This is a genomic window from Microbacterium sp. Leaf351 (genome assembly GCF_001423825.1).
Lineage (GTDB): Bacteria > Actinomycetota > Actinomycetes > Actinomycetales > Microbacteriaceae > Microbacterium > Microbacterium ginsengisoli.
The window spans coordinates 29966-40885 of the sequence record NZ_LMPK01000001.1; the positions used below are offsets into that span (position 1 = coordinate 29966).

The 10920-nt window shown below is 72.3% G+C and carries 10 protein-coding genes and 2 pseudogenes; 3 read left to right on the plus strand and 9 right to left on the minus strand.

Annotated features, from left to right (window positions below; genetic code table 11):
- Positions 1-917: pseudogene (locus ASG00_RS00110) on the minus strand (glycerophosphodiester phosphodiesterase family protein); the annotation flags it as partial.
- A 92-nt stretch (positions 918-1009) separates the two neighbouring features.
- Between ASG00_RS00110 and ASG00_RS18660 the strand changes: the two are divergent.
- Together ASG00_RS18660 and ASG00_RS00115 are read left to right on the plus strand one after the other, a co-directional pair.
- On the plus strand, positions 1010-1084 hold a 75-nt coding region (locus ASG00_RS18660; RefSeq protein WP_268771790.1), incomplete at its 3' end, for a hypothetical protein.
- Positions 1085-1088: 4 nt separating this feature from the next.
- Positions 1089-1858: pseudogene (locus tag ASG00_RS00115) on the plus strand (Bax inhibitor-1/YccA family protein); the annotation flags it as partial.
- Positions 1859-1996: 138 nt separating this feature from the next.
- Here ASG00_RS00115 and ASG00_RS00120 read toward each other — a convergent pair.
- From ASG00_RS00120 to ASG00_RS00150, 7 genes are all read right to left on the minus strand, one after another.
- Positions 1997-3337, minus strand: coding sequence for a glycosyltransferase (locus tag ASG00_RS00120; protein ID WP_056206015.1), 1341 nt, complete (start codon positions 3335-3337; stop codon positions 1997-1999).
- Between the two features lie 3 nt (positions 3338-3340).
- Entirely contained in the window at positions 3341-3781 is a 441-nt protein-coding gene (locus tag ASG00_RS00125; protein ID WP_200930808.1) for a nitroreductase/quinone reductase family protein, read from the minus strand.
- Positions 3782-3848: 67 nt separating this feature from the next.
- On the minus strand, positions 3849-5432 hold the full coding sequence (guaA, locus tag ASG00_RS00130) for a glutamine-hydrolyzing GMP synthase (protein WP_056206020.1): 1584 nt from the start codon (positions 5430-5432) through the stop codon (positions 3849-3851).
- The gene (locus tag ASG00_RS00135) at positions 5429-5914 is read right to left on the minus strand and encodes a DUF3817 domain-containing protein (protein ID WP_045246629.1); all 486 of its coding nucleotides are present in this window, start codon (positions 5912-5914) and stop codon (positions 5429-5431) included. Before ASG00_RS00135 ends, guaA begins: the two co-directional genes overlap by 4 nt.
- 23 nt (positions 5915-5937) lie before the next feature.
- Complete coding sequence (locus tag ASG00_RS00140; protein ID WP_056206022.1) at positions 5938-6804, minus strand: SURF1 family protein; 867 nt, start codon at positions 6802-6804, stop codon at positions 5938-5940.
- Positions 6804-7919, minus strand: coding sequence for a GuaB3 family IMP dehydrogenase-related protein (locus tag ASG00_RS00145; RefSeq protein WP_056206024.1), 1116 nt, complete (start codon positions 7917-7919; stop codon positions 6804-6806). Before ASG00_RS00145 ends, ASG00_RS00140 begins: the two co-directional genes overlap by 1 nt.
- A 15-nt stretch (positions 7920-7934) precedes the next feature.
- Entirely contained in the window at positions 7935-8879 is a 945-nt protein-coding gene (locus tag ASG00_RS00150) for a LysR family transcriptional regulator (RefSeq protein WP_045246627.1), read from the minus strand.
- 92 nt (positions 8880-8971) lie between these two features.
- Here ASG00_RS00150 and ASG00_RS00155 point away from each other — a divergent pair, with 92 nt between their 5' ends.
- Positions 8972-10204, plus strand: coding sequence for an MFS transporter (locus ASG00_RS00155; protein WP_056206026.1), 1233 nt, complete (start codon positions 8972-8974; stop codon positions 10202-10204).
- Positions 10205-10214: 10 nt separating this feature from the next.
- Here ASG00_RS00155 and ASG00_RS00160 read toward each other — a convergent pair whose 3' ends face one another.
- Positions 10215-10820, minus strand: coding sequence for a TetR/AcrR family transcriptional regulator (locus ASG00_RS00160; protein WP_082482951.1), 606 nt, complete (start codon positions 10818-10820; stop codon positions 10215-10217).
- Positions 10821-10920 lie beyond the last annotated feature (100 nt).

Sequence of the window (10920 nt, forward strand, 5' to 3'; positions counted from 1 at the left end):
TCGGGCCGCGCGGTCCAGGTGAACACGGCGAGGCCGCGGGCGTGTGCGTCGGCGACGACGCGACGGCGCGCGGGGTCGAGCAGCAGCGCCTTGTCGACGCTGATGCCGTCGACCTGACCGGCGAGCGCGTCGAGACCGTCGGGCGTCAGCTGCGACGCGTAGGTGGCGGCATCCTCACCGTCGGCGGCGATGAGATCGGCGGCGGCGCCCTCTGCCTCGACGAGGTACACGTACGACGCGGCGACACCCCGTTGCTGCAGCGCCGTGAGCACCCCCTGCTCGAACGACTCGATGACGACCGGGCCGGAGAACCCCGCCGCGGCGAGATCGCGGGCGACGAGCGCCGCGAGGTCCCACCCGCGCGCGGCGAAGTGGGCGGCGTGCTTGACCTCGATCACGATGCCGACCTCGCGACCGACACGATCGGATGCCGCGGCCACCAGCGCGAGCAGATCAGGCAGCCGCAGCATCGGCTCGGCGCCGTCGAACCGCGCCGACGCCTCGCGCAGCGCGGGGATCCTCTCCCGGCACCGCAGCGTCGCCAGCTCCGCCCACGTGAAGTCATCGGTGAACCAGCCGTCGAGCTCGATCCCGTCGATCACCCGCCGGGTGCGGCGGTCGGCGAACTCAGGGCGGGTGGCGACATCCGTCGTCTCACCGATCTCGGCGTCGTGACGCACCACGAGCACGCCGTCGCGCGAGACCACCACGTCGGGCTCGACCGCGTCGACGCCCGACTCGATCGCGAGCAGGTACGACGAGCGGGTGTGCTCGGGGCGATAGCCGGGGGCGCCGCGGTGCCCGATGATGATCGGCCCGCCCTCGGGGGTGCGGTCGAAGGCGGCGAGCAGGCGTTCCCGGGGTGACACGCGCTCAGGGTACTCGTCGCACGTGTCGCGCGAGCGCTCAAAGCGCACTCACAGGGTCTCCCTTCGACCCGCGAGATTCCGGGCGTTATCGTGGAAGTGCGGCACCGTGCCGCCACCTGACATTGGAGTGTGATCCGGCGATGGCCTCGTCCAACCCCGCGTTCAACAACCCCGCCTTCCAAGACCAGAGCGCCGTGCGCGCTCGCGGCGGACAGNNNNTCGAGGGCGTCTACGCCTCCCCGTCCGCCGACGCGGTCGCGACCGGGCGCATGACGATCGAAGACACCGTCCTCAAGACGCTCTCGCTCTTCGCGATCCTGCTGGTCGCCGCCGTCGCCGGCTGGATCTGGACGATGGCCCCCGTCACCGCCGCGAACCCGGCGCCCTCGATGGCCCCGTGGCTCATCGGCGCGATCGGCGGCTTCATCCTCTCGATGGTCGTCATCTTCACCTCGCGCAAGAAGGTACGTCCGGCGCTGATCTTCGCCTACGCGGCGTTCGAGGGTCTGTTCGTCGGCGGCATCTCGGCCTACTTCGAGTTCATCTGGCCCGGCATCGTGCTGCAGGCGACCCTCGCCACCCTCGCGGTGGTCGGCGTCACCCTGGCGCTGTTCGCGAGCGGCAAGATCCGCGCCTCGGCCCGCGCCACCAAGATCTTCCTGATCGCGATGGTCGGCTACCTGGTCTTCTCGCTGTTGAACGTGCTGCTGATGGCGTTCGGCGTGCTGAACTCCTCGAACGGCGGCGGCTTCGGACTGCTCTCGAGCGTGCACATCGCGGGCATCCCGCTCGGCCTCATCATCGGTGTGTTCGTCGTGATCCTCGCGGCCTACTCGCTCGTGCTCGACTTCGACTCCATCCAGCAGGGTGTGCGCAACGGCGCCCCCCGCCAGTTCGGATGGCTCGGCGGCTTCGGCATCTTGGTCACGGTCGTCTGGCTCTACCTCGAGATCCTGCGCATGCTCGCGATCCTGCGCGGCAACAACTGACGCGAGTCTCCACGAAGGGGTCGTCCTACGGGACGGCCCCTTCGTCATGTCCGGATGCCGCGCCGCGTCGCCTCTCCGCCGGCCTCGGCGTGAGCCCGCGGTGGCCTCGGCCCGCCCAGCCGTCACGCTGCCTCGGCGTCAGCCCGCGGCACGCTCCAGCGCGTGCCGCACGACGTCCGCCCAGCGCGGCATGACCGCCTCGGGCGTGTAGTCCGCCGCGACCTCACGCCCGCGCGCGGCCAGCGCGGCACGACGCGCGGGGTCGCGCAGCAGCGACGCGACGGCCTCACCGAGAGCCGCGGCATCCGCATCGTCGACGAGCACCCCGGCGCCCGTGCCGAGCAGCTCCCGCGGCCCGTACCGCACGTCGTAGCTGACCACCGGGCAGCCGTGTCCGAGGGCCTCGAGAGCCGCGAGCCCCTGCCCCTCGAACGCCGTTGCCTGCACGAGCAGCGCGGCCCGCTCGAGCACCGCACCGGGTTCGGTCGTCGCACCGTGGAAGACGACGGATGCCCCGTGCCCGAGCTCGTGCGCGAGCGCCTCGAGCTCGGCGCGCAGCGGGCCGTCGCCCACGACGTCGAGCACCGCGCCCGGCACCGTCTCGCGCACGATCATCCAGGCGCGCAGGATGTCGGCGACCCGCTTGCCGGGCGCCAGCCGCCCGAGCACGACGACGTGGTCGCTGGCGCGGTCGGCGTCGGAGGCATCCGCCACGGGCACGGCGTTCGGCACCACCGCGTCGCCCGGCCGCGACCCGAACCGGGCCGTCACATCGGCGAGCTGGCGGGCTGTCGGCCAGACCACGGCGGCGAAGCGCGGGGCGACGGCGAGCCAGCGCCGCCACAGCGCGTTGACCGGGGCGTCGGCGTCGTAGGGCGGCTCGAGATGGGCGGTGTGCACCGTGTGCACGAGCGCGACACCCGCCGGCAGCCGGTCGACCAGCAGCTCGCCGAGCTGCCGGGACTCGCACACCAGCACGACGGGCAGCCCGTCAGCGGCTCGCACGCCGGCGACGACATGGGCGATCCACGCCGCGTACAGCGCGCCGAACCCGTCGACGATGCCGGCGCCCGGCACCACGATGGGCGCGGTGCTCAGGTGCCAGTCCGGGTCGTGCACGACGGGCAGCTCGGCGACGACGGCGCCGTCGGGGGCCGTCACCGCCCGGTACTCGAGCACGTCGTCGCGTTCACCGGGGCGTGCCGCGGCGCGCAGCCACGCGGCATCCGCCACGACATCGTCGAACAGGTTGCGGAACAGATCCGCGGATGCCGCATCCCCCCGCGCCACGAACGTCGCCCGCTGCGCGGCGTGGTCGGCCACCGCGCCGGGATCGACGGTGAGCAGCAGCGGCGGCCGCGCACCGGCGGCCGCGAACTGCCGGGCCCGGGCGAGCGTCGCCACCGTGTACCCGCCGTCGAGCCCGGGGATCAGGCGCGACGACAGCACGAGGTAGTGCGCGTCGGGGAACTCGGCCACGGCTCAGCCCGCGGCGGTCAGCCGGAACACGGGGAACCCGGGCGCGATCTCCGCCAGTTGCGCGTCGGTGGCGTTCTTGTCGACGCCCTCGAAGAACCGGCCGACCTCCCAGCCCCACGCCCGCAGGTACTCCCGCAGGACGGGGGTCTTGTCGGCGTCGACGACCTCGCTCGCCGTGAACGGCTCGACCCGCCGGCCGTGACGCAGCTCGCCGGTGCCGGCGACCCGCAGGTTGCGCACCCACTGCGCCTCGCCGCGCGGCGCGACGAGGTAGCGCTCACCGCCGACGCGCAGCGGGTTCACGGGGGTCGTGCGCCACTCGCCCGACGAGCGCCCGCGCACCGCGAGCACGCGGGAGCCCGCGAGCGGCAGCCCGATGCGCGTGAAGAAGCCGACGGTGCGATTGAAGACCTCGTCCGACGCGGTCGGCTTCACATAGCGCACGAGCCCACTCCCCTTCAGCCGCCGACGCGTCGGGCGGCCACACGGCGCACGCCCGCAGGCGCGCGCCTCACTCCCACTCGATGGTCCCCGGCGGCTTCGACGTCACGTCGAGCACGACGCGGTTCACGTCGCGCACCTCGTTGGTGATGCGGTTCGAGATGCGGCTGAGCACGTCGTACGGCAGACGCGTCCAGTCGGCGGTCATCGCGTCCTCGCTCGAGACGGGTCGCAGCACGATCGGGTGGCCGTAGGTGCGGCCGTCGCCCTGCACGCCCACCGAGCGCACGTCGGCGAGCAGCACCACCGGGCACTGCCAGATCTCGCCGTCGAGGCCCGCGCGCGTGAGCTCCTCGCGAGCGATCGCGTCGGCGTCCCGCAGGATCTCCAGACGCTCGCGCGTCACCGACCCGACGATGCGGATGCCGAGCCCGGGGCCCGGGAACGGTTGACGACCGACGATGACCTCGGGCAGTCCCAGCTCGCGGCCGATCGCGCGCACCTCGTCCTTGAAGAGGGTGCGCAACGGCTCGACCAGCTCGAACTCGAGGTCGTCGGGAAGCCCGCCCACGTTGTGGTGGCTCTTGATGTTCGCGGTGCCGGTGCCGCCGCCCGACTCGACCACGTCGGGGTAGAGCGTGCCCTGCACGAGGAACTTCACCGGCTCGCCCGACGACTCGGCCTCGGCGACGAGCGCCGCCGCGGCCTGCTCGAAGGTGCGGATGAACTCGCGCCCGATGATCTTCCGCTTCTGCTCGGGGTCGCTCACGCCGTCGAGCGCCGCGAGGAACGTATCGGCCGCGTCGACCGTCACGAGCCGCACGCCGGTCGCCGCGACGTAGTCGGTCTCGACCTGCTCGCGCTCGTTCTTGCGCAGGAGGCCGTGGTCGACGAACACGCACACGAGCTGCTCGCCGACGGCGCGCTGCACGAGCGCCGCCGCCACGGCCGAGTCGACACCGCCCGACAGGCCGCAGATCACGCGGGCCGAGCCCACCTGGGCGCGGATCTTCTCGACCTGCTCGGCGATGACGTTTCCGCTGTTCCAGTCGGCGGGGAGGCCCGCCGCGGTGTGCAGGAAGTTCTCGATGACCCGCTGGCCGTAGTCGGAGTGCTTGACCTCGGGATGCCACTGCACACCGTAGAAGCGGCGCTCGTCGCTGCCGAACGCGGCCACCGGCGTCGCCGACGTCGAGGCGAGCACCGTGAAGCCCTCGGGGGCGCGGGAGACCTGGTCGCCGTGACTCATCCACACGTTCTGTTCGACCGGCTGACCGGCCAGCAGCACGCCGCCGTCACCCGTGACCGCGGCATCCGTCGCGCCGTACTCGCGCAGTCCCGTGTTCGCGACCTCGCCGCCGAGCGCCTGAGCCATCACCTGGAAGCCGTAGCAGATGCCGAGCGTCGGCACCCCGAGGTCGAACACGCCCGCGTCGAGGCTCGGCGCCCCCGGCTCGTACACCGACGACGGGCCGCCCGACAGGATGATGCCGACCGGGTTCTTCGCCGCGATCTCGGCCGCCGACTCGGTGTGCGGCACGATCTCGCTGTAGACCCCGGCCTCCCGCACGCGGCGGGCGATGAGCTGGGCGTACTGGGCGCCGAAGTCGACGACCAGCACGGGGCGCTGGTCGGTGGTGGTCGAGTCGGTCACACGGTGCCTTCCGGAAGGGGCGAGGATGCGTCGGCGGCGGCCTTCTTCGCGGCGGCGGCGTCTTCGCGGGCGACGAGATAGTGCTTCACATCACGGGCGACGATGGCCTCCATGATGAACGAGAGGAACGGCACCACACCGCCCGCGGCGAGCATGAGGAAGCGCCAGAACGGCCACCGCATGAGGCTCCACACGCGGAAGCAGCTGAAGAGATAGACGACGTAGAACCAGCCATGGGCGATGAGGATGCCCAGCGACAGGTTGAGTCCGGTGCCGGTCGACTTTCCGAAGGCGTCGAGCGGCTGGAAGGAGAGGAAGCCGGCGTTGCCGCCGGCGAACAGCTCGAGGCCGAATCCGTACTTGATGATCATCTCGGTCACCAGCAGCAGCAGCATCACACCGGTGATGGCCGAGCAGACCTGGTAGAACACGAGCGAGCCGCGGATGGCCGGGAACGAGGCGAGCTTGGGTCCGGCGGGCATGAGCCCATCCTACCCGGGCGGGATCAGGCCTCCGCGGGCAGCTCGTCGTCGTCTTCGCCGCCGCCGGTGAGCTCCTCGACCTCGCGCTCCCAGGCATCCTTCGCGAGGCGGTACCAGAGGTAGAACGCGAAGCCGGCGAAGATCGCCCACTCGGCGGCGTAGAAGATGTTGAGCCAGTTCACCGAGGTGCCGCTGTCGACGGCGGGCGAGTGGATGGCATCCAGCCCCGCCGACGGCGTCTGGGCCGTGATGTAGGCGCGATACACGTTCAGGCCCGCGATGTCGTGCCAGCGCCCGAGCAGGGCCGCCGGCGACATACGGCTCAGCTCGAACGGGTCGCTCTTGGTCGCCGAGACGACCGGTCCCTCGTCCGCGATCACGCGCCCGGTGACATCGACGCGCGCCGTCGGATCGGCGGTCGCCTGGGCGTTGAGAGCGGATGCCGCGGCATCCGCCTGATCCTTCGACGTCGTGAAGCCGAGTGCCACCGCGACCGACGTGGGCTGGGCGACGTCGGCGATGCGGAGCTGCCCGGAGACCCAGTAGCCCTCGGTCTGGTCGTTCAGCCGCGAGGTGATGACGATGAAGTCATCCGGCACGTACGAGCCCGATACCTCGACGCGCTGACCCGCGAGCGGGTCGGGCAGGGCGATGCCCGGCTTCGTCACATCGGCGAGGGGCTGCACCTGCTCGCTCGCGCCCGGTGCGACGGGGCTGGTCGACAGGGCCCGTCCGAGCTGCCACTGCCCGAGCCACGCGAACACGCCCGCCACGACGAGGCACAGCAGGAGCATCGCGATCCACCGCGGGCGCAGCATGACCTCCCGCAGCGTCGGCGGGAAGACCTGCGGCGCATCGGCCTCGGCGGACGGGGTGACGGGTGCGCTCATCAGCTGCCGTACGGCGCGACCACGACCTCGACGCGCTGGAACTCCTTGAGGTCGGAGTAGCCGGTGGTCGCCATGGACTTCCGGAGCGCTCCGATGAGGTTCGTGGTGCCGTCGGCGACCGAGGCCGGGCCGTAGAGGATCTCCTCGAGGGTGCCGACCTGCGCGACCTTCACGCGGTGGCCGCGCGGGAGCTTCGGGTGGTGCGCCTCGGGTCCCCAGTGGAAGCCGAGCCCCGGGGCATCCGTCGCGCGCGCCAGCGCGACCCCGAGCATGACCGCGTCGGCGCCCATCGCGAGCGCCTTGACGATGTCGCCCGAGGTGCCGACACCGCCGTCGGCGATGACGTGCACGTAGCGGCCGCCCGACTCGTCGAGGTAGTCGCGACGGGCGGCGGCCACGTCGGAGACCGCGGTCGCCATGGGCGCGTGGATTCCCAGGGTCGCCCGGGTGGTGGATGCCGCGCCGCCGCCGAAGCCGACGAGCACGCCGGCCGCGCCCGTGCGCATGAGGTGCAGGGCCGCTGTGTAGGTCGCGGCGCCGCCGACGATGACGGGCACGTCGAGGTCGTAGATGAACTTTTTGAGGTTCAGCGGCTCGGCGACGCTCGAGACGTGCTCGGCCGAGACCGTCGTGCCGCGGATGACGAAGAGGTCGACGCCGGCCGCGACCACGGTCTCGTAGAGGTCCTGCGTGCGCTGCGGGGTGAGGGCTCCGGCGACCGTGACGCCGGCCGCCCGAATCTCGGCCAGGCGCGCGCTCACGAGCTCGGGCTTGATGGGCTCGGAGTAGAGCTCCTGCATGCGGCGGGTGGCGTCGCACTCGTCGAGCGCCGCGATCTCGGCCAGCAGCGGCTCCGGGTCGTCGTAGCGCGTCCACAGACCTTCGAGGTCGAGCACGCCCAGCCCGCCGAGCTGTCCGAGCATGATCGCCGTGCGGGGGCTGACCACCGAGTCCATCGGGGCGCCGAGCACCGGCACCGTGAAGGGGAAGGCGTCGATCGTCCAGGCGGTCGAGACATCCTCAGGGTTGCGGGTGCGCCGCGACGGCACCACCGCAATGTCGTCGAAGGTGTAGGCGCGACGCGCACGCTTGGAGCGACCCAGCTCGATGTCCATGCTCACCCCCACAGCCTACCGGCGACGCCCGCGAGCGCCGATGCCGGTGCGCGCGCTGTCGCCGGGCAGAACGGATGCCGCGGCCACCTCGGCCGCGACGGCATCGACGAAGACGCGGGCCGCACGGCTCGCACCGGGGCGCACCGCGATCAGCAGGCGCCACTCGATGCGCTCGTCGAGCGGGCGCAGGGCGAACCCCGCGCCGCGCGGCGCGTCGGGGACGAGGTAGCGCGGCATGGCGGCGACGCCGAGCCCGGCCGCCACGAACTCGGGGATCTGCGCGACGTCTCCCACCTCGACGATCGTGCGACGCGCGAGACCGCGGGCGGCGAGCGCGGCGTCGAAGACCGACCGCTGGCCGAACCCTGCGGGCGAGTCGACGAAGTCCTCCTCGGCGAGGCGCGCGAGCGGCACAGTGCGGGACGCGGCGAGGGGGTGGTCGGCGGGCAGCACGGCGACGAACTCGGACGCGATGAGGCAGGCCCGGTCGGCCACAGCCTCGGTCGGCTCGGCGCCGAGGAAGGCGACGTCGATGCGCCCTGCGGCGAGGTCGGCTCCGAGACCGGCGGAACCGGTCGCCGACGGCGAGAGGTGCAGCTGCACGCCGGGGTGTCGGGCGCGGAACGTGCCGAGCACGCGGGGCAGCGCCCCACGTACGAGCACGTTGGTGAGGATTCCGATGCGGAGCGTCCCGCGCAGCTCGCCGTCGTCGGCGACCTCGTCGCGCAGCAGCGCCCACTCGTCGAGCAGGCGGCGGGCGCGCGGCAGGGCGACCTCGCCCGCCGGGGTCAGCGCGACCCGATGGGTGTCCCGCTCGAACAGGCTCGCGCCGACCTCGCGTTCGAGGGCGCGCACTCCCGCCGACACCGTCGACTGCGCGGCGAACAGACGTGCCGCCGCCCGACCGAACCCGCCCTCGTCGACGACGGTGACGAAGTACTCGAGCTGACGCAGGTCCATGGCGGGAGCCTAGCGCCGTCATCGTTCAGAACGATCGCCCTCATCGGGAACGTTCGTTTCCATCGATGTCCGATCGCGGTCACACTGGAGTCATGACCACGACCGCCGACATCCCCGTCATCCGCCTGCGCACGCCCGGCGTCTCGCACCGCACCGGGTTCTGGGTCGTGGCGCTCGGGTTCCTCGCGACGATGGCCTTCACGACCATCCCCACCCCGATCTACGCGTTCTACGCACGCGCCGACGGCTTCCCGACCTGGGTCGTGACCGTCATCTTCGCCGCCTACGCCGTGGGCGTCCTCGCCGCCCTCTTCCTCGTCGGGCACATCTCCGACTGGGTGGGACGGCGCCGGATGCTGCTCCTCGGCGTCGCGCTGCAGCTCGTCGCCGCGGGACTCTTCCTCGTCTTCCCGCACGTGGCGGGCCTGATCATCGCCCGCGTGGTGTCGGGCTTCGGGATCGGCGCGATCACCGCGACGGCCTCGGCCCACCTCGTCGAGCTCGACGCGGCCGCCCGGCCCGGCGCCGGCCCCGTGCGGGCCACGACCGTCGCCACGGTGCTCAACACCGGCGGCCTGGCGCTCGGCCCGCTCATCTCAGGTGCCCTGGTCACCTGGCTTCCGGGCCCGACCGTGACGCCCTACCTGCTCTTCGCCGGCCTCCTCGCGCTCGCCGTGCTCGGCATCGCGCTCGTGCCCGAGACCGTGGTGCGCCAGAGGGAGCGTCCCGCGTACCGCCCGCAGCGGGTCGCCGTGCCGCCGGAGGGACGCCGCGACTACACGGCCGCCGCCATCGCGGGCTTCGCCGGCTTCTCGGTGTTCGGGCTGTTCACCTCGCTCGCCCCCGTCGTGATGACCCAGGTCATGCACGAGCCCGCGCCGCTCGCGGGGGGAGCCGTGACCTTCGCGGTGCTCGCGGCATCCGCTCTCGCCCAGCTGGTGTTCGGACGCCTGTGCGCGCTGCGTCAGCTGGTGCTCGCCCTCGTGCTCGTCGTCGCCGGGCTCGCCGCCCTCGCGGTCGGCGTGCTCACTGCGACACTCGCGGTCTTCGCGGTCGGCGGCGTCGCCGCGGGCGCGGGCGTCGGACTCGTGTTCCGCGCCTCGATGATGACGGCGGGGCGCCTCGCCGCCCCGGAGCGCCGCGGGGAGGCGCTCGCAGGCATGTTCCTGGCGTCGTACCTCGGACTCGCGGTGCCCGTGCTCGCGATCGGCGCCGCGCTCGTCTTCGCCCCGATGACCGCGGTGCTCGTCGTGTTCGCCGCGGCCGTCGCGGTGCTCGTCGTGGTCGCCGCGCTGCCGCTCGTGCGGCGCGCCGCTCAGGCCTGAGCGGCGCCGGTCACCAGGCGTCGTCGACGCGCGGCGCGAGTCCGAGCACCCGGGCCTTGTCGGCCGGGAAGCACGCGTCGAACAGCTCGGTCACCCGCGAGTCCACGTCGTAGTCGTCGGCGAGGCGCATGCCGATCATCGTGTTGATGAGCATGCCGTGCGCGAGGAATCCCTGCGCCTGCTCGGCGGTGAACCCGAGGGAGCGCAGGTACTCCCACACCTGGGCGAAGCCGTCGCGGGCGACCGGGCCGATGACCGGATGGGCACCCAGGAGGAAGGCGTGCGTCAGGGTCTGGTGCAGACCTCGCGTCTCGAGCAGGTCGATGTAGGCGCGGCCGAGCCGGTGCTCGAGCGTGTCGTCGGTCGCCTCGGCCGCCGCCCGGAACCCCGCCAGGAGCTGGTCGAGCGCCGCCGTACAGGCGGCGACGAACAGATTCTCCTTGCTGCCGAACAGGCGCACGACATAGGGCTGAGAGACGGATGCCGCGCGCGCGACGTCGTCGGTCGTGGCACCGACGTACCCCTTGGCGCCGAACACGGCGAGCGCCGCGACGACGATCTGCGAGCGCCGCTCCTCAGAGCTCAGGCGCCGTTCGGGCTCGTCTGTGGGGGTCACGCTTGACAGGTTATCAGTCGATTACTACAGTCGGCCATGTCAAAGTAATCATTCGATTACAAACACGCGTTGCCTTGCCGGGTCGCGCGTCGATACAGAC

What these genes read in the sequence shown, in the direction of transcription:
- ASG00_RS00150 (WP_045246627.1), bottom strand. Translation starts at nt 8,879, where the DNA reads ATGGACCTGCGTCAGCTCGAGTACTTCGTCACCGTCGTCGACGAGGGC.
- ASG00_RS00145 (WP_056206024.1), bottom strand. Translation starts at nt 7,919, where the DNA reads ATGGACATCGAGCTGGGTCGCTCCAAGCGTGCGCGTCGCGCCTACACC.
- ASG00_RS00140 (WP_056206022.1), bottom strand. Translation starts at nt 6,804, where the DNA reads ATGAGCGCACCCGTCACCCCGTCCGCCGAGGCCGATGCGCCGCAGGTC.
- ASG00_RS00135 (WP_045246629.1), bottom strand. Translation starts at nt 5,914, where the DNA reads ATGCCCGCCGGACCCAAGCTCGCCTCGTTCCCGGCCATCCGCGGCTCG.
- ASG00_RS00155 (WP_056206026.1), top strand. Translation starts at nt 8,972, where the DNA reads ATGACCACGACCGCCGACATCCCCGTCATCCGCCTGCGCACGCCCGGC.